The sequence below is a fragment of the Blastococcus sp. HT6-30 genome (genome assembly GCF_039729015.1).
GTDB lineage: Bacteria > Actinomycetota > Actinomycetes > Mycobacteriales > Geodermatophilaceae > Blastococcus.
On record NZ_CP155792.1, the window covers coordinates 336,416 to 359,854 of the forward strand.

General features: G+C 73.9%; 20 protein-coding genes and 2 tRNA genes. 17 read left to right on the forward strand and 5 right to left on the reverse strand.

The window, feature by feature from the left end:
* Positions 1 to 149: 149 nt before the first annotated feature.
* The 4 genes from ABC795_RS01495 to ABC795_RS01510 form a co-directional block, all read right to left on the reverse strand.
* Positions 150 to 1,193 (reverse strand): PHP domain-containing protein, encoded by a 1,044-nt coding sequence (locus tag ABC795_RS01495; protein ID WP_347060669.1) that lies wholly within the window; start codon positions 1,191 to 1,193, stop codon positions 150 to 152.
* A complete protein-coding gene (locus ABC795_RS01500; protein WP_347059049.1) occupies positions 1,190 to 1,774 on the reverse strand; it encodes a DoxX family protein in 585 nt (194 codons plus the stop codon). Before ABC795_RS01500 ends, ABC795_RS01495 begins: the two co-directional genes overlap by 4 nt.
* Before the next feature lie 67 nt (positions 1,775 to 1,841).
* Positions 1,842 to 2,390, reverse strand: a complete 549-nt coding sequence (locus ABC795_RS01505) for a phosphatase PAP2 family protein (protein ID WP_347059050.1) — start codon at positions 2,388 to 2,390, stop codon at positions 1,842 to 1,844.
* A 122-nt stretch (positions 2,391 to 2,512) separates the two neighbouring features.
* Positions 2,513 to 3,043 (reverse strand): CGNR zinc finger domain-containing protein, encoded by a 531-nt coding sequence (locus tag ABC795_RS01510; protein ID WP_347059051.1) that lies wholly within the window; start codon positions 3,041 to 3,043, stop codon positions 2,513 to 2,515.
* A gap of 102 nt (positions 3,044 to 3,145) precedes the next feature.
* On the opposite strand from ABC795_RS01510, the gene ABC795_RS01515 reads away from it, so the two are divergent.
* The 4 genes from ABC795_RS01515 to ABC795_RS01530 all read left to right on the forward strand — a co-directional run bounded on the left by ABC795_RS01515 (position 3,146) and on the right by ABC795_RS01530 (position 7,602).
* On the forward strand, positions 3,146 to 4,348 hold the full coding sequence (locus ABC795_RS01515) for an MFS transporter (RefSeq protein ID WP_347059052.1): 1,203 nt from the start codon (positions 3,146 to 3,148) through the stop codon (positions 4,346 to 4,348).
* Between the two features lie 85 nt (positions 4,349 to 4,433).
* A tRNA-Ser gene (locus tag ABC795_RS01520) sits at positions 4,434 to 4,522 on the forward strand.
* 20 nt (positions 4,523 to 4,542) lie between these two features.
* A tRNA-Arg gene (locus tag ABC795_RS01525) sits at positions 4,543 to 4,615 on the forward strand.
* Between the two features lie 251 nt (positions 4,616 to 4,866).
* Entirely contained in the window at positions 4,867 to 7,602 is a 2,736-nt protein-coding gene (locus ABC795_RS01530; RefSeq protein ID WP_347059053.1) for a transglycosylase domain-containing protein, read from the forward strand.
* Between the two features lie 156 nt (positions 7,603 to 7,758).
* On the opposite strand, the gene ABC795_RS01535 is transcribed toward ABC795_RS01530, so the two are convergent.
* Positions 7,759 to 9,039 carry an alpha-hydroxy-acid oxidizing protein gene (locus ABC795_RS01535; RefSeq protein ID WP_347059054.1) on the reverse strand — a complete coding sequence of 427 codons (1,281 nt, stop codon included), beginning with the start codon at positions 9,037 to 9,039 and terminating at the stop codon, positions 7,759 to 7,761.
* Between the two features lie 273 nt (positions 9,040 to 9,312).
* Between ABC795_RS01535 and ABC795_RS01540 the strand changes: the two genes are divergently transcribed.
* From ABC795_RS01540 to ABC795_RS01600, 13 genes are all read left to right on the forward strand, one after another.
* Complete coding sequence (locus tag ABC795_RS01540; RefSeq protein ID WP_347059056.1) at positions 9,313 to 10,362, forward strand: hypothetical protein; 1,050 nt, start codon at positions 9,313 to 9,315, stop codon at positions 10,360 to 10,362.
* A 38-nt stretch (positions 10,363 to 10,400) separates the two neighbouring features.
* Positions 10,401 to 10,901, forward strand: a complete 501-nt coding sequence (locus tag ABC795_RS01545) for a MarR family transcriptional regulator (protein WP_347059057.1) — start codon at positions 10,401 to 10,403, stop codon at positions 10,899 to 10,901.
* Between the two features lie 121 nt (positions 10,902 to 11,022).
* Positions 11,023 to 12,573, forward strand: coding sequence for an acetolactate synthase large subunit (locus ABC795_RS01550; protein WP_347059058.1), 1,551 nt, complete (start codon positions 11,023 to 11,025; stop codon positions 12,571 to 12,573).
* 132 nt (positions 12,574 to 12,705) lie between these two features.
* A complete protein-coding gene (locus ABC795_RS01555) occupies positions 12,706 to 13,698 on the forward strand; it encodes a tripartite tricarboxylate transporter substrate binding protein (protein WP_347059059.1) in 993 nt (330 codons plus the stop codon).
* Positions 13,699 to 13,742: 44 nt separating this feature from the next.
* Entirely contained in the window at positions 13,743 to 14,741 is a 999-nt protein-coding gene (locus tag ABC795_RS01560; RefSeq protein WP_347059060.1) for a tripartite tricarboxylate transporter substrate binding protein, read from the forward strand.
* Positions 14,742 to 14,823: 82 nt separating this feature from the next.
* Positions 14,824 to 15,276 carry a tripartite tricarboxylate transporter TctB family protein gene (locus tag ABC795_RS01565; protein ID WP_347059061.1) on the forward strand — a complete coding sequence of 151 codons (453 nt, stop codon included), beginning with the start codon at positions 14,824 to 14,826 and terminating at the stop codon, positions 15,274 to 15,276.
* Position 15,277: 1 nt separating this feature from the next.
* Positions 15,278 to 16,897 (forward strand): tripartite tricarboxylate transporter permease, encoded by a 1,620-nt coding sequence (locus ABC795_RS01570; protein ID WP_347059063.1) that lies wholly within the window; start codon positions 15,278 to 15,280, stop codon positions 16,895 to 16,897.
* Between the two features lie 70 nt (positions 16,898 to 16,967).
* Positions 16,968 to 17,639 (forward strand): 3-oxoacid CoA-transferase subunit A, encoded by a 672-nt coding sequence (locus ABC795_RS01575; protein WP_347059064.1) that lies wholly within the window; start codon positions 16,968 to 16,970, stop codon positions 17,637 to 17,639.
* Positions 17,636 to 18,313 carry a 3-oxoacid CoA-transferase subunit B gene (locus ABC795_RS01580; RefSeq protein WP_347059065.1) on the forward strand — a complete coding sequence of 226 codons (678 nt, stop codon included), beginning with the start codon at positions 17,636 to 17,638 and terminating at the stop codon, positions 18,311 to 18,313. The genes ABC795_RS01575 and ABC795_RS01580 overlap by 4 nt, the downstream gene beginning before the upstream one ends.
* 318 nt (positions 18,314 to 18,631) lie before the next feature.
* Positions 18,632 to 19,630, forward strand: coding sequence for a tripartite tricarboxylate transporter substrate binding protein (locus ABC795_RS01585; RefSeq protein ID WP_347059066.1), 999 nt, complete (start codon positions 18,632 to 18,634; stop codon positions 19,628 to 19,630).
* A 247-nt stretch (positions 19,631 to 19,877) separates the two neighbouring features.
* Positions 19,878 to 21,398 carry an HAD-IIIA family hydrolase gene (locus ABC795_RS01590; RefSeq protein ID WP_347059067.1) on the forward strand — a complete coding sequence of 507 codons (1,521 nt, stop codon included), beginning with the start codon at positions 19,878 to 19,880 and terminating at the stop codon, positions 21,396 to 21,398.
* The gene (locus ABC795_RS01595; protein ID WP_347059068.1) at positions 21,395 to 22,462 is read left to right on the forward strand and encodes a glycosyltransferase family 9 protein; all 1,068 of its coding nucleotides are present in this window, start codon (positions 21,395 to 21,397) and stop codon (positions 22,460 to 22,462) included. The genes ABC795_RS01590 and ABC795_RS01595 overlap by 4 nt, the downstream gene beginning before the upstream one ends.
* On the forward strand, positions 22,459 to 23,439 hold the full coding sequence (locus tag ABC795_RS01600) for a glycosyltransferase (RefSeq protein WP_347059069.1): 981 nt from the start codon (positions 22,459 to 22,461) through the stop codon (positions 23,437 to 23,439). Before ABC795_RS01595 ends, ABC795_RS01600 begins: the two co-directional genes overlap by 4 nt.

The window sequence follows — 23,439 nt, forward strand, 5'->3', positions numbered from 1 at the left end:
GGAGCGTGAGGATCGCAGTGGTCCCGGTGGCCCTCGTCGGTGTGTCGGGTCGAACGGCGGCGCACCGAAGCGCGCTTCGCAACCGCTCCTGCCATCCGGCGTGACGCATATCTCCCCGTGGCCGGACCAGGGCTCGTCGAGTTGGCTCGTCAGGTCCAGGCCAGCAGGTCGTCGGCGCTCCGGGTGTTGATGACCCGGTCCACCGGGACGCCGCACTCGATCGCCCGTTCGCAGCCGTTGTACTGCCAGTCGAGCTGGCCGGGCGCGTGGGCGTCGGTGTCGATGGCGAACGCGCAGCCCAGTTCGAGGGCGAGGGTGAGCAGCCGGCGGGGCGGGTCCAGCCGCTCGGGGCGGGAGTTGATCTCCACTGCGGTGCCGTGCTCGACGCAGGCGGAGAAGACCGCTTCGGCGTCGAACTCGCTCTCCGGCCGCGGGCGCTGCGTGCCGTTGCGCTGCTTGCGGCCGATCACCAGCCGGCCGGTGCAGTGCCCGAGGACGTCGGTGTGCGGGTTCGCGACGGCGGCGAGCATCCGCTCGGTCATCTGCGCCGCGGGTGCCCGCAGGTCCGAGTGCACGCTGGCCACGACCACGTCCAGCCGGCCGAGCAGCTCGTCGGTCTGGTCCAGCGAGCCGTCGACGTTGATGTCGCACTCGATGCCGGTGAGGATCCGGAAGGGTGCGAGCTCGGCGTTCAGCTCGGCGACGACGTCGAGCTGCCGCTCCAGGCGCTCGGGGCTGAGCCCGTTCGCGACCGTCAGCCGGGGGGAGTGGTCGGTCAGCGCGAGGTATTCATGGCCCAGGGCCATCGCGGCCTCGGCCATCTCCCGGATCGGGCTGCCGCCGTCGGACCAGTCGGAGTGCGCGTGCAGGTCACCGCGCAGCGCGGCGCGGAACGCGGCGACGTCGTCGGCCGCGGGCAGCTCGGCGGCGTGGGCCTCCTCCAGCGCCGTCAGGTACTCGGGCACCTCGCCCGCGTGCGCCTGCACGATCGCGGTCGCCGTCTTGGGGCCGATGCCCTTGAGGTCGGTCAGCGTCTTCGTGCGGATCCGGCGGTCGAGCTCGGCCTCGCCGAGGCCGTCCACCACCGCCGCGGCGCTGCGGTAGGCCGCGATGCGGTAGCTGGCCTCGCGGGCGCGCTCCAGGAGAAAGGCGATCCTCCGGAGCGCGGCCGCGGGCGGCAGCGGGGTGCTCAGCTGAACACCTTCAGGGCTCCCTTGCCGGTCTTCTTGCCGGCCTTCTTGCCGGCCTTGCGGGAGGTCTTCTTCTGGGCCTTGAGCGCGCGCTTCTGGGCCTTCTCGTAGTTCTTCTCCGTGGCATCGGCGGCCCGCTTCGCCGCCCGGCGCGTGCGGTAGCCCACCGACGGCTTGCCCTCGGTGTCGACGGCGGCGAGCAGCAGCCCGCCCAGCAGACCGGTGTTCTTCAGGAAGTTCGAGATCTGCCCGAACTGCTCCGTCGGGTCGTCGTGCTCCCAGAACCGGTGGCCGGCCAGGGTGGTGGGCACGATCGACGCCGACAGCACGATGGCGGTCAGCCGCGGGAACTTGTTCAACGCGAACAGCGAGCCGGCGGCGACCTTGATCGCGGCGTCGACCTTTACCCACTGCTCGACGTCGCGGGGCACCTCCACGGGGAGCTGCTTGTCGGCGGTGTCGGCGATCTTCTCCACCACGGGGGCGGCGCCCGGCACGCGGTCCTGCGGCTTGCGCAGCGTGCTGACCCCTCCGTAGACGAAGGGAGCGGCGAGCAGGGGCCGGGCGATCCGGCGAACGAGCATGGTGACCTCTTTCCTCGATGCCACTGGGCAGTCGCGTCGTGCACTGCCCCGAAGATCGATTCCGCAATCACCGAGGTCGCGAGCCGTCGTCCCGGGCCGTTCGCCAGCGGTGCCGGCCGGCCGCGGCCACCGCGCCGCCCACCGCGAACCCGGCCAGCACGTCACCGGGGTAGTGGACCCCGACGTGCACCCGCGAGTAGCCGACGCCCAGGGCGACCGGGGCGAGCACGGCCCCGGCCACGGGGCTCTCCAGCGCCAGGCCGGTGACGAAGGCCGCGGCCGAGCCGGCGTGCCCGCTCGGGAAGGAGAGGCTGCCCGGTTCGCGCCGCAGCCGGCGCTCGGTGTGCAGGTTGGCCAGATCCGGCCGCACCCGCCCGAACGCCCGCTTGAGGACGGCGTTGACCACCGCGCTGGTCAGCGCCATCGAGCCGACCCCGCGCAGGGCGCCCCGCCGCAGCGGCCCCGGCCGGGCGCCCAGGACGAGGGCGATCAGGATCCAGAGCGTGCCGTGGTCGGCGGCGGTGGACAGCCGGCGCAGCCAGCGGTCGGCAGGGCTGGTGGGCAGCGACCCGACGAAGGAGTGCAGGCGCGCGTCGAGGTTCCGGGTGGAGCGCACGCAGTCGGACGCTAGCCCTGTCAGCCGGGGTTCGCGGACAGGGCGCCCCGGTCCGCACCGTGGTCCGGCCACCCTCGCCGTCGACCGCGTGTCCCGCCGCCGCACCGCTAAGTTGGGGGTCCCTAGGACTTCCGGCGCGCGCGGTAGGCGGCCACCGTCGAGCGGCTGGCGCACGTGTTGGAGCAGTAGCGGCGGCTGGCGTTGCGCGAGGTGTCCACGTAGACGTCGTCGCAGCCCTCGGCCGAGCAGACGCCGAGGCGCTGCCAGCCGTGCTGCACGACCACCTGTGACAGGCCCATCGCGACCGTCGTCGTCAGCTGCTCGAGGGCGGGAGTGTCGGGGCGGGCGTAGTGCAGGTGCAGCTCGCCGTCGTGGTCGGTGGCGTAGGGGTGTGGCCGGGCGAGCGCCAACAGCTCGTTGAGCCGGGCGAGGACGTCGGGCTGCGACTCGGCCAGCGCGACGGCGCGCACCAGCGTCGCCGTGGCGGCCGCCTTCGCGGCGTCCGTGGGGGCCAGGTCCAGCGACGTCCCGTGCGTGAACCACTCGTCGTGCGCCGCCAGGAAGCGCGCCACGCCGTCGTCGGTTCCGAGGTCGGCGTTGGCCAGGGCGATGGCCAGCTCGACCGCGGTCGACCCGTAGGTGTCGTAGTCCAATTGACTCCCTACTTCCGGGCCCCTACTCTCGGGACTGCGTAGGCGGTCAACGCTCTTTGGCCGCCTACTGTTCCTTCCCTGCCGTGCGAAACGAGTGCAAGCGTGCGTGCCTACCTCACCGTCTGGCGGCTCCCCTCCGCCAAGACGCTCCTCCTCGCCGGCTTCGCCGGCCGCCTGCCGTCGGCCATGGTGCCGCTCGCGCTGCTGCTCATGGTGCAGCGGCAGACCGGTTCCTACGCGGTCGCGGGTCTCGCCGCGGCCACGCTCGGGATCGCTTCGGCCGGAATGGCGCCGGTCCTCGGCCGCCTCGCCGACCGGAAGGGCCCCCGCCGCATCCTGCTCGCGCAGTCGGCGCTCTACCCGCTGCTGCTCGGCCTGCTGGTCGGCGTCACCCTCGGCGGCGCCCCGGAGCCGGCGGTCATCGCCGCCTCCGCCCTCGCCGGCGCCAGCACGCCGCTGGTCTCCGGCACCGTCCGGGCCCTGTGGTCCCGCACCGACCCGCGCTCCCGCTCCACCGCCTACGCGCTGGACGCCACCGCCACCGAACTGGTCTTCGTCGTCGGCCCCACGCTGGTCGCCACCCTCGCCGTGCTCGCCGCGCCGGCGTGGGCGATGGCCGTCGCGGGTGGGCTGGCCGTCACGGGTGCGCTCGGGATCGCCCGCGCCGCCCGCTCGTGGGTGCCCGAGCCGGCCCCTTCTGCGGGCCTGTTCACCACCGTGCTGGCGCCGGGCATCCCCCGCGTCCTGATCAGCGGCTCGGCCGTGATGCTCGGCTTCGGGGCGCTCGAGGTGGCCATTCCGGCCTTCGCCGACTCCAGCGGCTCGCCGGCCCTTTCCGGCCTGCTGCTGGCGGTGTGGTCGCTGGGCTCGGTGGCCGGCGGCCTGTGGTTCGGCGCCCGCGTGATGAGCGCATCGCTGCCTCGCCAGTACCGGTGGCTGCTGTTCGGCGTCACCATCGGCCTCGCGCCGCTGGCCTGGGTGTCCAGCCCGTGGGCGCTGGGCGTGCTGCTCTTCCTGGGTGGCACCGTGATCGCCCCGACCCTCACCGTGCAGAGCTCGCTGGTCGGCTCGCTCGCCCCGGTGCACGCCACCACCGAGGCGTTCACCTGGCTGTCCACCATCACCGTCGGCGCCTCGGCCGTCGGTGCCGCCCTCGGTGGTGCGCTGATCGAGACCTCCGCGGGGGTGCCCGGCGCGCTGGTGCTGGCCTGTGCCGGTGCGGCGGCGGCCGTCGTCGTCACCCTGGTGCCCGGCCGCCGTCCGGCGACGCGGCCGGCCGGCGCCCGCGAGCCCGTCGCCGCGTGAGCCGCCTCCCCGGACCCGGGCTGGGGAGGCCGGGGGAGCGCTGGTAGTCTCTCTCCTCGGTGGTTACGAGGTGACTCGGACCCCGGGAGGCTTCGCCTAGTCCGGTCTATGGCGCCGCACTGCTAATGCGGTTTGGGTTAATCCCCATCCCGGGTTCAAATCCCGGAGCCTCCGCGCACGACAACTGAACACACGCACCCGTAGCTCAACGGATAGAGCATCTGACTACGGATCAGAAGGTTAGGGGTTCGAATCCCTTCGGGTGCACGTCTGGTTGAGACACCGAGCGGCCCCGCACTTCGACGGAAGTGCGGGGCCGCTTCGTCGTTCCGCCGAGCATCTGGCTGCCGCGCTCCCGCTCTGGGGCTTCGCTCACGCCCTGAGGGTCTGGCGGGGCGGCCAACTTTGCGATCGCGTGACGAACCCGGCATCCGGCAGCGGGATCGCGGCACGGGGGGTAACGAGGAGCCGGGTCCGCCACGTGTGGGCGCCGCCGTTGCCGCCTGCCGAGGAGTTCCGTGTCGTCCCGTCCCACCGCCGAGGGCCTGCTGCTGCCCGGGGTCGAGGAGGCACCCGTCTCCCGCCCCCGCAGGCGCGGGGTGGTGCTCCGGCTGGCGCTGGCACTGGTCCTGGCAGGGGCGCTGCTCGCCGCACTGGCGCTGCCGGTGGTCGGTGGGGTCTCGGTCGCCACCCGCTCCGGCGCCGGGCTCCTGCAGCCGGTCTCCGACGAGCTGCTCCACCGCACCCCACCCGGCAACACCCGCGTGCTGGCCGCCGACGGCTCGCTGATAGCGGAGTTCTACCGGCGCAACCGCACCGTGGTGCCCAGCGAGGCGATCGCCCCGGTGATGAAGGATGCGCTGGTCGCCATCGAGGACAGCCGCTTCTTCTCCCACGGCGGCGTCGACGGCAAGGGCCTGGCCCGGGCGCTGCTGCGCAACCTCTCGGCCGGCGAGGTGGTCGAGGGCGGCTCCACGCTCACCCAGCAGCTGGTCAAGCAGATCCGGCTGCAGTCGGCCACCGATCCCGACGCACGCGAGGCCGCCACCGACGAGAGCATCGGCCGCAAGCTCCGCGAGGCGCAGCTGGCGCTCGCGATGGAGCAGCAGTACAGCAAGGACGAGATCCTCACCCGCTACCTGAACCGGGTCTACTTCGGGGCCGGCGCCTACGGCGTGGCAGCGGCCGCGGAGACCTACTTCGGGGTGACGCCGGACGCGCTCACGCTCGCGCAGGCCGCCACCCTCGCCGGGCTGGTGCAGAGCCCCACCCAGTACGACCCCTTCACGGCGCCCGAACGCGCCACCGAGCGGCGCGACGTCGTGCTCGCCCGGATGGCCGAGCTCGGCCTGGCCGACCCCGCCGCCGTGGCGGAGGCCCGCAGCGCGCCGGTGACCCTCACGCCCGGCGACGGCCCGCCGCGCGGCTGCCGCGAGGCCCGGATCGGCGGCTTCTTCTGCGACTACGCGCTGAGCTACCTGACCGACACCCTCGGCGTCGCCCGTGAGCGGATCGAGACCGGGGGTCTCACCGTCGAGACGACGCTCGACCCGGTGATGCAGCAGGCCGGGGACGCCGCCGTCCGGCAGACCCTGGCGCTGGAGGACCCCCGCGCCGGCATCTACACCGCCGTGGAGCCGGGCACCGGCCGGGTGCTCGCCATGTCGGTCAACCGCATCTTCGGTGCGGCGCAGGGTGACCGGACGAGGACGACGGTGAACCTCCCCGTCGTCGCCGGCCAGGGCGCCGGCTCGACGTACAAGGTGTTCACCGCGGCCGCCGCGCTCGAGCAGGGCTTCGGGCTCGGCCACGTGATCAGCACGCCGGATCCATACGTCTCCACGGTCTACCGGGACGGCGACGGGCCCTACGACGTCGAGAACGCCGGCCGCTATCGCCAGCGGCTGGACATGGAGCAGGCGCTCTACATGTCCTCGAACACCTACTTCCTCGCGCTGGAGGACCAACTCGGCAGCGTCGAGGCGCCGGTGCGCATGGCCCAGCGGCTGGGGCTGGCCTCCCTGGATCCCGTCGCCGACCAGATCGTCGCCGAGAACCGCGGCTCGTTCACCTTCGGCCCCGAGGCCACCAGCCCGCTGCACCTGGCGAACGCCTACGCCACGCTCGCCGCCGGCGGTACCCGGTGCGCGCCGAACCCGATCGCCCGCGTCCTCGACCGCGACGGCCAGCCGCTGCTCGGCGAGGACGGCCAGCCGCTCGGCGGGCCGCGGTGCGAGGGCGAGGTGGTGCCCCCGGGGCTGGCGCACACCCTCAACCAGGCGCTGCGCAAGGACGTCGAACCCGGCAACCCCGGGCAGACCGGCCGCCGCGCGTACATCCCGGGGCACCAGATCGCCGGGAAGACCGGGACCACCCAGAACAACTACTCGATCGCCTTCGTCGGCTACACCCCCCAGATCGCGGCCAGCGTCATGGTCTACGACCCCGTGGAGAACCGGGACGTCGGTGGCTTCGGTGGTGGTAAGGGTGCCCAGATCTGGCACGACGCCCTCCAGCCGATCCTCGGCGCACGCCAGCCGGTTCCCTTTCCGCCGGCCGACCCGTTCTTCGTGCAGGGCACCCGGGCGACCGTGCCCCCAGGCTGCATCGGCCGGTCGGCCGACCGGTGCCGCGGGCTGCTGGGCTCCCGGAACCTCGGCGCCGTCCTCATCGCGGTCGACAGCGCCCGCCCGCCGGGCGTCGTGGTGGGCATCGACCCAGGCCCGGGGACGGTCGTCGACCAGAGCCGCGCCGTGTCGGTGCTGGTCAGCAACGGCGCGCGGTGGGTCCCCCCGCCGCCGCCCCCGCCGACGCCCGAGCCGACGCCCACTCCTCAGCCTCCGGCGCCGACCGAGCCGACGACTCCTCCTCCGCCGCCGTCGACCGAGCCGACGCCCGAGCCGACGCCCACTCCTCAGCCTCCGGCGCCGACCGAGCCGACGCCGCCCCCTCCGGCACCGACGGAGCCGTCGCCGACCGAGCCGACGCCACCTCCGGCGCCGGCCGAACCGACGCCTCCTCCGCCGGCGCCGACCGAGCCGACGCCGCCCCCTCCGGCACCGACGGAGCCGTCGCCGACCGAGCGGACGCCGCCCCCTCCGGCACCGACGGAGCCGTCGCCGACCGAGCCGACGCCAGCTCCGGCGCCGGCCGAACCGACGCCACCTCCTCCGCCGCCGGCCGAACCGACAGCGGGCACGCCTGAGCCGCCGCCGGAGACGGCAGCGCCGTCGCCGAGCGCGGCGGAGGAGTAGTGGGGGCGGGGGGCCGGTTCTGACGGTCTGGCCGCGTTGGTCGGTCTACCCAGCAGTGGGTAGCCACTCGGTCCCGGCTACCCCCACCCACCCCCTACTGTGGTACCGATCACAATCCGGGTCAAGCCGGGGCGGGATGTCGCGGCGGACGCCGGGTCAGGGGACGCGGTGGAGGATGTCCGGGTTCAGCTGGTCGATGGCGGTGTGCCCGGTCAGCCCGAGGGTGAGGTCGAACTCGCCCAGCACGTCGGAGACGACCTGCCGGACGCCCTCCTCGCCGGCGAGCGCGAGGCCCCAGGCGAACGGCCGGCCCAGCAGCACGGCGCGCGCGCCCAGGGCGACCGCGGTGAACACGTCGGCGCCGGTGCGGATGCCGCTGTCGAGCAGCACCGGCGCCCGGTCGCCGATCGCCGCCACGACGTCGGGCAGCGCGTCCAGCGCCGGGATCGAGCGGTCCACCTGCCGCCCGCCGTGGGTGCTGACGACGACGCCGTCCATGCCCTCGTCCAGCGCGCGCCGGGCGTCGTCCGGGTGCAGCACGCCCTTGAGCAGGATGGGCAGCTTCGTGCGGGAGCGCAGCCAGGCCAGGTCCGTCCAGCTGATCGACGGGCGGGAGTAGATGGAGAGGAACGTGTCGACGGCGGCGCGGGGGAGTGGCGAGCGCAGGTTGTCGCGGAACGAGCCCGGCCACGCCCGTGCCATGCTCACCAGCGCCTTGATCGCGGCCGGCGTCGGGCGCGGCTGGGGTTGCTTCGGCCCGCCGGCTGCTGCGCGCTCCTCGACCAGCCGGCGGAAGACCGGGTCGGAGGTGTACTGCGCGATCCCCTTGCCGAGCGCGAACGGCAGGTGCCCGAGGTCCAGGTCGCGGGGCCGCCAGCCGAGCATCGTCGTGTCGAGGGTGACCACGAGGGCGTCGCAGCCGGCGGCCTCGGCCCGCCCGATGAGGCTCTCCACGAGCTCGTCGGAGCTGGACCAGTACAGCTGGAACCAGCGCGGCGCGTCGCCCATCGCCTCCGCGCACACCTCCATCGCCACCGAGCCCTGGTTGGAGAACACCATCGGCACCCCGGTGGCGGCGGCCGCCCGGGCCACGGCCAGGTCGGCCTCGTCGTGCACCAGCTCCAGAGCGCCGACCGGGCCCAGCAGCAGGGGAGCCGGCAGCCGGCGACCGAAGAGCTCCACCGACGTGTCGCGGACGCTGGCGTCGCGCAGGACGCGCGGCACGACCGCCCACCGGTCGAAGGCGGCCCGATTGGCGCGCTGGGTGACCTCGTCACCGGCGCCGCCGGCGACATAGGCGTAGGCGCGCGCGTCGAGGACCCGCTCGGCGCGTTCCTGCAGCCGCCGGAGGCCGACCGGCACGCGCGGGGAGTGGCCGAAGACCCCGGCCCGGTACACCTCGTTCTGTCGCCGCCGCCCCACACCCGCTGTGTCCACCCGGCCACCGTAGTGACTCGCCTCTCATCGGCGGTGCGAGGCCCGTCGGGTGGGTTGCCCGGTGGCGCTCCGGGGAACGAATCGTCGACACGCCGCACGACACGCGCGGCAGGCGCGTAACGGGCTAGCAACGAAGCGTCACTTCAGGCATGATCTGAAACTCGAGTGCACCGGAACAGGGAGGACGGCCTGATCAGCAGGTTCGCGCGAGCTGCCGAGCCGACGCGGACGACGTCGCCCCGGGTAGCCCGCACCGCCCTCTCCACCGGTGTCGTGACCGGTCTGCTCGTACTCCTGCTCGGCGCGGCCGTCTCCGGTGCCGCCCCGGCGCTCGCCATCGACGACCCCACCCGCCCCGACGCCCGGGTCACCCACGGCCCCAGCTGCCGGCCGGGCGGAATCGTGGTCGAGGTGGTCGCGGGTACCGCTCCCTACGCCGTCCGGCTGGCCACCGCCCGGCGGCCCGGCGGCGAGGACGAGGCCGTCCTGGTCGCCCGGGGCAGCGCGGTGCTGCGCACGGGCGACGTCGCCTCCGGCGAGACGATCGACCCGCGGCTGGAGTTCACCGCCCGGGACGGCTCCGGTCTCACCTACGTCGACGAGCTCGACGAGTACACCCTCACCCGTCCGACGGCGGAGGACTGCGAGGTGGCCCTCTCCCCGCCACCGCCCCCACCGGCGCCGCCGATCGTCACGGTCGAGCCGACCAGCCCCAGCCCCTCGCCGACGGGCAGCACGACGACCGGCACCCGGCCGAGCCCGTCCCGCACGCCCAGCGGGACGACGACGCCGGGCACGACCACGAGCAGCAGCACGACGACGAGCACCGGCGGGGCCACCCCGGTGGGCAGCACGCCGACCTCCGACACCGACGCCGCCGTGGCACCCGGCGCCACCGGCGCGGGCGGCTCCGGCGCGGGCAGCGCCGCGCAGGTCCGGCCCGGCGGCACGGTGACCCTGCGGGGGGCCGGCTTCCTGCCCGGCGAGCAGGTCCGCATCGTGCTCCACGGCAGCCACACCGTCCTCGCCACCGCGACCGCGGGCCCCGACGGTGCGGTGCGCCTCGACGTGCGCATCCCGGAGGAGGCGCCGGCGGGCCCGGCGACCCTCGACCTCGTCGGCGCCGACTCCGCCGTGAGCGCCGGCGTCGATCTCCAGGTGGCCTCGGCCGCCGAGCCGGTCGGCCCTCCCCGCGGCGTCCTCTCGCTGGCTTCGCTCGTCGCCGCAGCGGTGGCCCTCGTGGCCGCGGCCGGCGGGCTGGTGTCGGTCGCCGGGCGGCAGCACGCCGACCGGCGCAGCCACGCGCCGATCCCGACCACCTGATCGGTTTCACCGGTCCCCGATGCGGGGACCCAGAGCAGGTGCCACGGTCCGAGGACGCGATCGCGCGCGGTGTCCCCCGGGATGCCGCCGCTCTTCCCGGAGCAGCTCCCCGCCCCGCCGAGACGTGGTTGCGCATCGTGCAGGTGCACGACCGCATCACCCGGCGGGTCGACTCGGCGCTCCACCGCCACCACGACCTCTCCCTCACCGGTTTCGAGGCCCTCCGCCGGGTCGCCGAGTCGCCAGGGGAGCGGGCCTCGATGGGGGAGGTCGCCGACGCCGTCGGCCTGTCCCGGCCCGGGGTCACCAGCACGATCAACCGGCTGGTGGCGCAGGGGCTCGTGATCAGGGAGCGCGGGGCGGGTGACAGGCGGCTGCTGCACGCCCGGCTCACCCCGGCCGGGCGGGAGCGGGTGGAGGCGGCGCGCGTCACCCACGACGACCTGGTCGCGCACCTGCTGGGCCTGCTCGGTGGCGACGCCGCCGTCGTCACCGACGCCCTGGCCCGCGTCTCGGCCGCCACCAAGACTCGCTGCTGACCGCGGCGCCCGCGCGGTGGCGGGTGGCTCGCGCCGCGACCTGCCGGCCCGCGTACGGTGCCCCCATGGGTGCGCAGCGTGATCCCGACCACCTCCCATCCGAGCGGGCGGGGGTGGCGGCGTGAACGGGGCGCAGGCCCTCATCCGGACGATGGTCGACGGCGGCGTCGACGTCTGCTTCAGCAACCCGGGCACCTCGGAGATGCACTTCGTCGCCGCGCTCGACGCCGTTCCGGAGATGCGGGGCGTGCTGTGCCTGTTCGAGGGCGTGGCGACCGGTGCGGCGGACGGCTACGGCCGGATGACCGACCGACCGGCCGGCGTCCTGCTCCACCTCGGGCCGGGTCTGGCCAACGGCCTGGCCAACCTGCACAACGCGCGCCGCGCAGCGACGCCGATGGTCACCGTCGTCGGTGACCACGCCGGCTACCACAAGGAGTACGACTCCCCGCTGGAGTCCGACATCGACGCCCTCGCCGGCACGGTGTCGGGCTGGATGCGCCGCTCCGGCCGCGCCGCCGACGTCGCGGGCGACGCGGCAGAGGCGATCGCCGCGGCCCGCACGGCCCCCGGGCAGATCGCCACGCTCATCCTGCCCGCCGACGTCTCGTGGTCCGAGGGTGCCGAACCCGCGGCGCCGCCGGCGCCCGGAGCGGCGAGGGCCGTGCCGGACGACGCCGTCGCCCGGGTCGCAGCGCTCCTGACCTCCGGCGAGCCCTCCGCGATCCTCGTGGGCGGGGCGGCGACGCGGGCGCCGGGGCTGCGGGCGGCCAGCCGGGTGGCGCGGGCGGCCGGCGCACGGCTGTACTGCGAGACCTTCCCGGCGCGGCTGGAGCGCGGCGAGGGCCTGCCGCCCGTCGAGCGCCTGCCCCGGGCCGGCCAGCAGGTCGCCCAGCGGCTGGCCGGGGTGCGCCACCTCGTCCTCGCCGGGGCGCGGCCACCGGTGGAGTTCTTCGCCTACCCCGACCGGCCCAGCAGCCTGGTCCCCGACGGGTGCGAGGTGCACGTGCTCGCCGGCGCAGGGGAGGACGTGGTCGGCGCGCTCGACTCCTTGGCCGACCTCCTCGGCCCGGCCACCGATCCCGAACGGCAGCCCCTCCTGCGGCCCGACCTGCCCACCGGCGCGCTCACCCCCGACACGGTGGGCGCGGCGCTCGGCGCCCTGCTGCCGGAGGGGGCGGTCGTGGTCGACGAGGGTGTCACGTCCAGCCGGCAGATGCCCGTCCCGACCGCCGGTGCGCCGCGCCACGACTGGCTGACGCTCACCGGCGGGGCGATCGGCCAGGGGCTCCCGGTCGCCACGGGGGCGGCCGTCGCCCGCCCCGGGCAGCGCGTCGTCTGCCTGGAGGGCGACGGCAGCGCCATGTACACCATCTCGGCGTTGTGGACCCAGGCGCGCGAGTCGCTCGACGTCACCACTGTCGTGTTCAGCAACCGGTCCTACCGCATCCTCGAAGGCGAGCTCCGCAACGTCGGGGCGGAGGCGTCCGGGCCGCGGTCGAGGGACCTGCTGGAGCTGGCCCGGCCGGACCTCGACTTCGTCTCGCTGGCCGCCGGGATGGGCGTCCCCGGCAGCCGGGCGACGACCGCGGAGGAGTTCGCCGAGCAGTTCCGCCGGGCGAACGCGGCGCCGGGACCGCACGTGATCGACGTCGTGTTCTCGGTGCCCTGACCGAGTCCGGATCGTTGCTTTTCCGGGTGAGCCGCAGTCCCACCCCTGTGCTTGTATCCAGATGATCCACACCACCGACCGGAGGCGTCCGGCGGTGGCGACCGGTCAACGGTGACCGACGGAGGAGGAAGCATGCGCATCTCGTCAGGCCTCGCGGGTGTGGCCCTGGTCAGCCTGCTCGCCGCGTGCGGCGGGGACGACGGCGGCGGCACCACGGACGCCGGTGGCGGTGGCGGTGACGCGGCGTCCTACCCGACCGAGTCGATCCGGATGCTGGTGCCCTACGGCGCCGGCGGGCCCACCGACCTGACCACCCGCACCATGGGCGCCTGCGTCGAGGAGGAGCTCGGGCAGACCGTGGTGGTCGAGAACATGCCGGGCGGTTCCGGCGCACTCGCGACGACGGAGCTGATCGGCGCCGAGCCCGACGGGCACACGCTGTCGCTGGTCACCGCGGGCACCATGGTGCTGACCCCGCTGGCCAACGAGGTGGGCTACACCAAGGACGACATCACGCCGGTCGGCGTCATGACCGAGGTGCCGTCCGTCCTCGCGGTCGGCGAGAACTCGCCGTACGCCTCCGCGGAGGACTTCTTCGCGGCGGTCGAGGCCCAGCCGGGAACCGTCACCGTGGGCACGCCCGGTGCCTCCACCCCCCAGGCCATCGAGCTGCAGCGGCTGGCCGAGGAGCACGGTGTGCAGGTCACCGCCGTGCCGTTCAACGGCAACGCCGAGATGACGACCGCCCTCCTCGGCGGGAACGTGGACGCCGTGCTGATCAACGCCTCGAGCGACGTCGTCCAGAACATCGAGTCGGGCGCCTTCGTCCCGCTCGTCGCGTCGCCCGAGGAGCGGCTGTCCTGGCTGCCCGACACCCCGACCTTCACCGAGCTGGGCTACGACGGCCTGACCCTCTCCGGCTCGACCTTCGGCCTCGCCGGACCGGCCGGGCTGCCCGACGACGTCGTCTCGACGCTGGAGGACACGCTGCAGACCTGCCTGGACAAGCCGGAGGTGCAGGAGCAGCTGGGCGAGGAGTACGTCCTGGAGGAGTTCGCCGGAAGCGAGGAGCTCGCCGAGATCCTCGACCGCACGCAGGAGGTCTACGAACCGATCCTCGGCTGACCCGATCCCCGCACACACCCCGCCCCCGACCTCCGGAGGAACCCATGCGCCGTACCCGCTCCACCTGGCCCGCGCTCATCGCCGCGTCCGTGCTCACCCTCGCCGCCTGCGGCGGTGGGGAGGACGCCGGCGAGCCGGCCTCGGGCGACGACGCCGCCGCTGCCGGCTACCCGACCGAGAGCATCAACCTGATCGTCCCCTACGCCCCCGGTGGCCCGACCGACCTGGCGGCGCGCACCATCGGCAGCTGCATCGAGGAGGAGCTGGGCCAGACCGTCGTCGTGGAGAACCGCGAGGGCGCCTCGGGGTCGGTCGGCATGCAGGCCATGCTCGCCGGGGGGAACGACGGGTACGCCCTGTCGCTGATCGCGGTGCCGGCCTCGGCCACCAACCCGCTGCAGGACGACGTCGGCTACACCAACGAGGACTACCTCCCCATCGCCGCGGTCACCGAGATCCCGTCGGCGCTCATCGTCGGGGCGGACTCGCAGTTCGCCACCGCCGAGGACTTCTTCTCCTACGCCGAGGAGAACCCCGGCGAGCTCAACGTCGGCGTCCCCGGCACCACGACGTCGCAGGCCATGGAGCTGCGCCGGCTGGCCGAGGAGTACGGCGTCGAGGTCACGGCGGTGCCCTTCACCGGCAACGCCGAGATGACCACGGCGATCCTCGGTGGCAACGTCGACGCGATCTTCATCAACTCCTCGCAGGACGTGCTGGAGAACATCGAGGCCGGCAGCTTCGTCCCGCTGGCGATCAGCCCGGCCGAGCCGGTGGACTACATCGATGCGCCGACCCTGGCGGAGTCCGGGTTCCCCGAGCTCACCAACAGCGTGTCGGTCTTCGGTCTCGCCGCGCCGGCGGGCGTCCCCGACAACGTCGTCTCGACGCTGGAGGAGACGGTGGACACGTGCCTGCAGAAGGACGAGGTCCGCGAGCAGCTCGGCGAGCAGTACGTGCCCGACGAGTTCATCGACAGCGAGGCCTTCTCGACCCGGATCGACGAGATCGTCGAGGCCTACGGGCCGATCCTGCAGGAGTGAGTCGCCCCGCCGCGGGGCCGGTGTCGCACCGGCCCCCGCGACGCACGAACCATCCCCGTCCGCACGTCCCCCGGAGACCTGGATGTCGAAGCAGTTGCACCGGATCGGCCCGTTGGTCCTGGTGCTCCTCGGTGTGGCCGCACTGCTGGGCGCCCGCGGTCTGGGGCTGGGTGAACTGAGCATCCCGGGCCCAGGCCTGTGGCCGTTCATCGTGTCGATCCTGCTCACCGGAACGGGCTTGATCCTGCTGTTCGTCGACGACCCCGAGGAGTACGAGCCGTGGACCCGCGGCACGCTCGGGATCGCCATGGGCCTGGTCAGCCTCGGGGTGTTCATCGTGCTCTTCCAGGCGATCGGGTTCCTGGTGTCGGCCGTGCTCATGCTGCTGTTCTGGCTGCGGATCTTCGCCCGGGAGCCGTGGCGCTGGGCCGTTCCCCTCGCGGTGATCGGGGCGCTGGTCTTCCACCTGCTGTTCGTGGAGGCGCTGGCCGTACCCTTCCCCGACGGCATCGTCTTCGCACCGTTCGGGGGCTGACGTGGAAATCCTCGAGGGCATCGGCCAGGGCTTCTCGGTCGCCCTGGACCCGACCAACCTGCTCTACGTCTTCATCGGCGTCCTGATCGGCACGGTCATCGGTGTGCTGCCGGGCCTCGGCCCGACGGCGACCATCGCGCTGCTGCTGCCGCTGACCTACGAGATCGAGCCCGTCACCGCGGTCATCCTGCTGGCGGGCATCTACTACGGGTCGATGTACGGCGGCACGATCACCTCGGTGCTGCTGCAGCTGCCCGGTGAGGCCGCGTCGGTGGTCACCACCTTCGACGGCTACCAGATGGCCAAGCAGGGCCGGGCCGGCCCGGCGCTGGGTATCGCCGCGATCGGCTCCTGGGTCGGCGGCACGGTCGCCGTCATCGGGCTGACGCTGCTCGCGCCGCCGCTGGCCGACCTCGCCGTCTCCTTCGGCCCGCCCGAGTACGTGGCCCTCACCGCGCTCGGCATCCTGCTGGTCACCTACCTGGGCACCCGGCACCCGATCAAGAGCCTGTCGATGGCCGCTCTCGGCCTGCTGCTGGCGACGATCGGGCAGGACGCGATCACCGGCACCACCCGCTTCACCTTCGGCCAGATCTCGCTGTTCGACGGGCTGGACTTCGTCGCCGTGGCGATGGGTCTCTTCGGCGTCGGCGAGATCCTCTACAACGTCGAGCAGACCGAGAAGGCGCAGGCGGTCATCGGCAAGGTCAAGAACATCTGGCCCAGCCGCAAGGACCTCAGGGACTCCTCCGGTGCGATCGCCCGCGGCTCGGTGGTCGGTTTCTTCATCGGGGTGCTGCCCGGCGGTGGTGGCGTCATCTCCTCGCTGGCCTCCTACGCGATGGAGAAGCGGCGGGCCAAGGACCCGACCCGGTTCGGCAAGGGCGCCATCGAGGGCGTCGCCGGACCGGAGACGGCGAACAACGCGTCGTCCACGTCGGCGTTCATCCCGCTGCTGACCCTCGGCATCCCGGCCAACGTCGTGCTCGCCCTCATCTTCGGAGCCCTGCTCATCCAGGGCGTCACGCCCGGCCCGCAGCTCATCTCGCAGAACCCGGAGATCTTCTGGGGCGTCATCGCCTCGATGTACATCGGGAACCTGATGCTGCTGATCCTGAACGTCCCACTGGTCGGCTTCTTCGTACAGCTGCTGCGGGTCCGCTCGGGCATCCTCGCCTCGTTCGCCCTGCTGGTCACGATGGCCGGGGTGTTCTCGGTGAACAACGACCCGTTCGACATGTGGGTCGTGCTGGTGTTCGGGATCGTCGGCTGGCTGATGAAGAAGACCGGCTTCGAACCGGGTCCGCTGGTGCTGGCCTTCGTCCTGGGCGCGATCCTCGAGCGGGCGTTCCGCCAGTCGATGCTGCTCTCCGGCGGCGAGTTCTCGATCTTCGTCACCCGGCCGATGTCGGGCACCCTCTTCGCCGCGATGGCCCTGGTGGTCGTCTTCAGCACGGTCGCCGGCATCCGTCGCCGGCGACGCAGCCGACCGGCCACGCCGGGGGAGGAGGACCTGGCGGCGACCGGGATGACCGCCGAGCCCGAGGGCACGCCCGGTGCGGAGAACACCGACGAGACCGCGCCTCCCACAGGGCGCGGTGTGGGGAGCGATCGACCCTGAGCGAGCGGACCGGATCCCGACCGGGTCTGCGGGGCGCGCCTGCGCGCCCCGCAGACACCAGGTGGCAGCGATGATCGACAAGCGGGTGGCGTCCCTGACCGACGCCGTCGAGGGCATCGCGGACGGCGCGACGGTCCTCGTGGGCGGGTTCGGCGCCGCCGGTGTGCCCGTCGAGCTCGTGCACGCGCTCCTCGACCAGGGGGCCACGGACCTGACGATCGTCACCAACAACGCGGGCAGCGGGGAGACCGACGTCGCCGCGCTGATCCGTGAACGGCGGGTCAGGAAGATCATCTGCTCGTACCCGCGGTCGGTCGGCTCGATCTGGTTCGAGGAGTTCTACCGGGCCGGGAACATCGAGCTGGAGCTGGTTCCGCAGGGCACGCTGAGCGAGCGGATGCGGGCGGCGGGGGCGGGCCTGGGCGGCTTCTTCACCCCCGCCGGGGCCGACTCCCTGCTGGCCGAGGGCAAGGAGGTGCGGATGATCGCCGGACGGCGACACGTCTTCGAGGAGCCGCTCCAGGGGGACGTCGCGCTGGTCAAGGCGTTGCGCGCGGATCGCTGGGGCAACCTGGTCTACAACAAGGCGGCCCGGAACTTCGGTCCGACGATGGCCACCGCCGCCACCCTCACCGTCGTGCAGGTGCGCGAGTTCGTGGAGCTGGGGGACCTCGATCCCGAGTCCGTGGTGACCCCGGGCATCTTCGTCGACCGGGTCGTCGAGGTGGAGGAGGAAGCGTGACCGTCGCCAGGCTCTCGCACACCGACATGGCCGCCCGGGTGGCGCGCGACATCCCCGACGGCTCCTACGTCAACCTGGGCATCGGGATGCCCACTCTCGTCGGCGATGTGGTCTCCGCGGGCAAGGAGATCGTCTTCCACAGCGAGAACGGCATCCTCGGCATGGGCCCGGCGCCGGCGCCCGGCGAGGAGGACTGGGAGCTGATCAACGCCGGCAAGCAAGCGGTCACGCTGCTGAGCGGCGGCTCGTTCTTCCACCACACCGACTCGTTCATGATGATGCGCGGCGGGCACATCGACGTCACGGTGCTGGGCGCTTTCCAGGTGTCCGCGCAGGGGGACCTCGCCAACTGGGCGACCGACGACGCGCACCTCCCCCCGGCGGTCGGTGGGGCCATGGACCTCGCGGTCGGTGCCAAACGAGTGCTCGTCCTGATGATGCACAACACGCCCGACGGCCGGCCCAAGCTGCTCCCCGAGTGCACCTACCCGCTGACCGCCGCCCAGGTCGTCGACCGCGTCTACACGGAGCTGGCCGTGATCGACGTCGGGCCGGCCGGGTTCGTGGTCCGCGACATGGTGGCGGGGCTGAGCCGGGAGGAACTGCAACAGCGCACGGGAGCACCGCTGGAGTTCGCCGACGAGGTGGCCGTCCTGGTCCCCTCCGGCCGCTGAGGAGTTCTGCGGTGAGTCGGTCTCAGCCCCGTCGACTCGGCCAGAGGCCGACTGTGCGGGCGAGCATCGCCGGGGACCGGTACCCGGCCGACTGCCGGCCCGCGGAAGACCGCCGGGGCGGGCTCCTGGCCACCTGCCGGCGTGGGGTCCTGACCGGAGGAGTGGTCCGCCACCAGCGCGGCGGGCACCCTGCTCGAGGAGTGCGCCGGCGTGGACCAGCTGACCGAGGTCCCCGACGAGACCCAGCAGGTCCACGAGAGGATCTTCGGCTGCCCTGTCGACCGCCCTGTACCGACTGATCCGTCCGGAGGAGACATCATGCGACGCTTCCGCACCACCGGCACCGCCGTCCTGGCGGCATCCATGCTGGTCCTCGTCGCCTGCGGTGAGGACACGGCCGAGCCCCAGGCCGAGGGCGGTGGGGAGTCGGCCGCCGCTGAGTACCCCACCCAGCGGATGACCCTGATCGTGCCCTACGCCGCCGGTGGTCCGATCACCGTCCTCGGGCAGACCGTGGGAACCTGCCTGGAGGAGGAGTTCGGCCAGACCGTGGTGGTGGACAACCGCCCGGGCGCGTCCGGCTCGGTCGGCATGCAGGCGATGCTCGCCGCTGGGAACGACGGCCACACCATCTCCGTCATCGCGGTCCCGGCCTCCGCGACCAACCCGCTCCAGGCCGATGTCGGCTACACCAACGAGGACTACGTGCCGGTGGCGGTCGGTGAGGTGATCCCCTCGGTGCTGGCCGTGGGTGAGGGGTCGCAGTTCGCCGACGCGGAGGCGTTCTTCCAGTACGCCAGGGAGAACCCCGGTGAGCTCACCGTCGGCACTCCGGGCGCGACCACCTCGCAGGCGATGGAGCTGATGCGCATGGCCCAGCTGTACGGCGTGGAGGTGACGGCGGTGCCCTTCAACGGCAACGCCGAGATGACGACCGCGCTGCTCGGCGGCAACGTCGACGCGGTCTTCATCAACTCCACCCAAGACGTCCTGGAGAACATCGAGGCCGGCAGCTTCGTGCCGCTCGCGGTGAGCCCGGAGGAGCGGGTGGACTACATCGACGCGCCGACACTGGCCGAGGTCGGGTTCCCCGAGTTGGTCTACAGCACGTCGGTCTGGGGGTTCGCCGCGCCGGCGGGTGTTCCCGACGGGGTCGTTCCCGCGCTCGAGAGCGCGATCGAGAACTGCCTCAGCAAGGAGGAGACGGTAGAGGTCCTCGGTGAGCAGTACGTGCCCGAGGAGTTCATCGGCTCCGAGGCCTTCTCGGCGATGATCGACGACATCGTCGAGGTCTACGGACCGGTCCTGCAGGACTGACCCCGCCACGGGGTCGGCCGGTGGCGGCCGGCCCCGCGCCGCGGGTACGTCACCCGCTTCCCGAGTCGGCCGGTGAGGAGTTGCAAGAACGCACCGGTGCACCGCTGCAGTGCGCCGACGAGGTCGCCGTCCTGACCCCTCCGGTCGCTGACCTGCTGCTCCGCCCGGGCACGCTCGTCCCGGGGGGCGGGAGCGTGCCCCGATCGGGTGCCCCGAAAAACACTTCAAGCCCGTAGTGTTTCGCCCGATGGCAAACGGGCACGACGTGATCATGCTCGCGCAGTGCACCGTCGTCGTGCCGACGATCGGGCGTCCCTCGCTCGACGTCCTGCTCGACGCGCTCGCCACGGCGCCGGGCCCGCGACCGGCGGAGCTGATCGTCGTCGACGACCGGCCCGACGGCGAGCCGCTGTTCCTCCAGCGCCCCGGTCTCCCGCCGGTCCGCGTCGTCCGCACCGGGGGCGGCGGGCCCGCGCGCGCCCGCAACCTGGGCTGGCGCACCGCCCGCACCGAGTGGATCGCCTTCCTGGACGACGACGTGGTGACCGACCCGGACTGGTACGAGCGCCTGGCCGCCGACCTCAGGGGACTGCCGTCCGACGTCGCCGGCAGCCAGGGCCGCGTGCGCGTCCCGTTGCCGGAGCACCGCCGGCCCACCGACTGGGAGCGGGGCACCGCCGGGCTGGCCACCTCCAGCTGGATCACCGCCGACCTCGCCTACCGCCGCAGGGCCCTGGCCGCGGTCGGCGGCTTCGACGAGCGCTTCCCGCGTGCCTTCCGCGAGGACTCCGACCTCGCGCTGCGGATCATGGACACCGGCGCCCGGCTGGTGCGCGGCGAGCGCTGGATCACCCATCCCGTCCGGCCGGCCGACCGCTGGGTGAGCGTCCGGGTGCAGGCCGGCAACGCCGACGACGTGCTCATGCGCCGCCTGCACGGGCCGGACTGGCGCGCCCCGCACCGCGCCGACGCCCCGCTGGGCCGCCGTCCGCAGCACACGGCGGTCGCCGCCGCCGCGCTCGCCGCCGTGGGCCTCGCCGCCGCACGGCGGCCTCGGGCCGCGCTGGTCGCGGCGGCGGCCTGGGCCGCCGGTACCGCCGAGTTCGCCTGGCTGCGGATCGGGCCCGGCCCCCGCGACCGCGCCGAGGTGACGACGATGCTCGCCACCAGCGTGCTCATCCCGCCACTGGCCACGTGGCACTGGCTCAAGGGCATCGTGGGCCACCGGCGGGTGCAGAGGTGGCGCGGCCTGCCCGACCTGGTGCTGTTCGACCGCGACGGCACGCTGGTCCACGACTTCCCCTACAACGGCGACCCGGAGTGGGTGCGCCCGGTCGACGGGGCGAAGGAGGCCCTCGACCGGCTGCGCGCCCGCGGTGTGCGGGTGGGCGTGGTCAGCAACCAGTCCGGTGTCGCCCGGGGGCTCGTCACCCGCGAGCAGGTCGACGCCTGCATGGCGCGGCTCGACGAGCTGCTCGGCCCGTTCGAGACGGTGCAGGTGTGCCCGCACGGCCCCGAGGATGGGTGCGGCTGCCGCAAGCCCGCGCCCGGCATGGTGAAGGCCGCCTGCGCCGAGCTGGGCGTGCAGCCGGCCCGCTGCGTCGTCATCGGTGACATCGGCGCCGACGTCGAGGCCGCGGCCGCCGCCGGTGCCACGGGGATCATGGTTCCCACACCGGTCACGCGCTCCGCCGAGGTCGACGCCGCGCCGCACGTGGCGGCGACCCTGACCGGAGCGGTGGACGACGTGCTGGCGGGTGCGTGGTGACGCGCACCGTCCTGGTCGCCCGCCTCGACAACGCCGGCGACGTCCTCCTGCAGGGCCCGCTGGTGCGTGCCGTCGCCGCGGGCGCCGACCGGGTCGTGTTCCTCGCCGGGCCGGCGGGCGCCGCGGCCGCCGAGCTGCTGCCCGGGGTCGACGAGGTCTGGACCTGGTCGTGCCCGTGGATCCTCGGCGACCCGCCGGCGGTCGACCCCGCCGATCTCGCCGCCCTCACCGACCGCGTCCGGGCGCTGGCGCCCGAGGAGGCGGTCGTCTCGACGTCGTTCCACCAGTCGCCCCTGCCCTTGGCGCTGGTGCTGCGCACGGCGGGCGTGCCGCGCATCTCGGCGATCAGCGTCGACTACCCCGGCACGCTGCTCGATGTCCGCCACCGCGTCGACGACGACCTCCCCGAGCCCGAGCGGGCGCTCTCGCTCGCCCGGGCGGCGGGGTTCGGCCTGCCGGCCGGCGACGACGGCCGGCTCTCCGTGCGGCGGCCCCTGCCCCCGGTCGCGCACGAACCCGGTTATGTCGTCGTGCACCCCGGCGCCTCGGTGCCGGCCCGTGCCTGGCCGGCGCAGCGGTGCGCCGAGGCCGTCGAGGCGCTGGCCGACGCCGGGCACCGCGTGCTGGTGACCGGCGGGCCGGGCGAGCGGGAGCTGACCGCGGCCGTCGCGGGCGCCCGTGGCGTCGACCTCGGCGGGGAGACGTCGCTGGCCGAGATGGCCGCGCTGCTCGACGGTGCCGCCGCGGTGGTCGTCGGCAACACCGGCCCGGCGCACCTGGCCGCCGCGGTCGGCACGCCGGTGGTCTCGCTGTTCGCGCCGGTCGTCCCGGCCGAGCGGTGGGCGCCCTACGGCGTGCCCACGGTGCTCCTGGGCGACCAGACCGCACCGTGCCGGGGCACGCGGGCCCGGGAGTGTCCCGTCCCCGGCCACCCCTGCCTGACCTCGGTGACCGCGCAGGACGTGGTCGCCGCGGTCGAGCAGCTCTGCACGGTCGAGCCCACGGCCGTCCCCCACCCCGACGTCGCGGCCGGGAAGGCGGCGGAGATCCAGGTGAGCGCGTGAACATCCTGCTCTGGCACGTGCACGGCTCGTGGACGACGGCGTTCGTCCAGGGCCGGCACCGGTACCTGCTGCCGGTGCTCCCCGATCGGGGCCCCGACGGTCTCGGTCGCGCCCGTACCTGGAACTGGCCGGCATCGGCCCGCGAGGTCACGCCCGCCCAGCTGCGCGACGAGCAGGTCGACGTCGTGGTCCTCCAGCGGATGCGCGACCTGGAGCTGGTGCGGGAGTGGCTCGGCCGGACGCCCGGCGGCGACCTGCCCGCAGTCTTCCTGGAGCACAACGCGCCCGGGCTGGAGCCCGGTGACGGGCCGGTCCCGCACACCCGGCACCCGATGGCCGACCAGGCGGAGATCCCGATCGCGCACGTCACCTTCTTCAACGAGCTCTTCTACGACAACGGGCGGGCGCCGACGACGGTGATCGAGCACGGCATCGTCGACCCCGGGGAGCGGTACACCGGCGAGCTGGCCCGCGCCGCCGTCGTGACCAACGAGCCGGTGCGCCGCGGCCGCACCGTGGGCGCGGACCTGCTGCCCGGCCTGGCCGAGGTCGCCCCGGTCGACGTCTTCGGCATGGGGCTGGCCGGCCTGCACGAGCGGTACGGCCTGGATCCCGACCGGGTGGCGCTGCACGACGACCCGCCGCAGGCCGCCATGCACGCCGAGCTGGCCCGCCGCCGCGTCTACGTGCACCCGGTGCGCTGGACGTCGCTCGGGCTCTCCCTGCTGGAGGCCATGCACCTGGGGCTGCCCGTGGTGGGCCTGGCCACCACCGAGGCGACGGAGGCCGTGCCGGCCGAGGCCGGCGTGCTCTCCACCCGGCCCGACCGGCTGTGGGCCGCCGTCCGCGAGTTCGTGCACGACGAGGACGCCGCCCGGCTCGCCGGGAAGGCCGCCCGGGCGGCGGCCCTGGAACGCTACGGGCTGGACCGCTTCCTGCGGAACTGGGACGCGCTCCTGGAGGAGGTGACCAGGTGA

What these genes read in the sequence shown, in the direction of transcription:
- ABC795_RS01500 (WP_347059049.1), bottom strand. Translation starts at nt 1,774, where the DNA reads ATGCTCGTTCGCCGGATCGCCCGGCCCCTGCTCGCCGCTCCCTTCGTC.
- ABC795_RS01555 (WP_347059059.1), top strand. Translation starts at nt 12,706, where the DNA reads ATGCGCATCTCGTCAGGCCTCGCGGGTGTGGCCCTGGTCAGCCTGCTC.
- ABC795_RS01560 (WP_347059060.1), top strand. Translation starts at nt 13,743, where the DNA reads ATGCGCCGTACCCGCTCCACCTGGCCCGCGCTCATCGCCGCGTCCGTG.
- ABC795_RS01565 (WP_347059061.1), top strand. Translation starts at nt 14,824, where the DNA reads ATGTCGAAGCAGTTGCACCGGATCGGCCCGTTGGTCCTGGTGCTCCTC.
- ABC795_RS01575 (WP_347059064.1), top strand. Translation starts at nt 16,968, where the DNA reads ATGATCGACAAGCGGGTGGCGTCCCTGACCGACGCCGTCGAGGGCATC.
- ABC795_RS01585 (WP_347059066.1), top strand. Translation starts at nt 18,632, where the DNA reads ATGCGACGCTTCCGCACCACCGGCACCGCCGTCCTGGCGGCATCCATG.
- ABC795_RS01590 (WP_347059067.1), top strand. Translation starts at nt 19,878, where the DNA reads ATGGCAAACGGGCACGACGTGATCATGCTCGCGCAGTGCACCGTCGTC.